The sequence below is a fragment of the Pseudomonas sp. D4002 genome (genome assembly GCF_013385665.1).
Lineage (GTDB): Bacteria > Pseudomonadota > Gammaproteobacteria > Pseudomonadales > Pseudomonadaceae > Aquipseudomonas.
This window is the reverse complement of the sequence record NZ_JACAPN010000025.1, coordinates 1-229: the sequence shown is the minus strand read 5'-3', so window position 1 is coordinate 229 and position 229 is coordinate 1. Positions and strand designations below refer to the sequence as shown.

Genomic DNA, 229 nt, shown 5'->3' with positions numbered 1-229 from the left:
TCAAAAGCAGATCAAGATCAAAAGCACGCAGCCTCGCTGGCGCTCGACAGCTGCTACGGGGTGGCGCTGCTTTTCTGTGGGAGCTGGCTTGCCGGCGATGCAGACACCTCGGTGGATCAGGTACGCCCAGTCGATGCTATCGCAGGCAAGCCAGCTCCCACATTTGACCGTGCCCGATTCTGATCTTGCTGTTGCTGTTGCTTCACCACACTCAAGCCGGCCGGTAGGC

At 59.4% G+C, this 229-nt stretch carries 1 pseudogene; it reads left to right on the top strand.

Features of this window, described 5'->3' with window-relative positions:
• Window positions 1-183 (top strand): annotated as a pseudogene (locus HX824_RS32450) (hypothetical protein); the annotation flags it as partial.
• Between the last annotated feature and the right edge of the window lie 46 nt (window positions 184-229).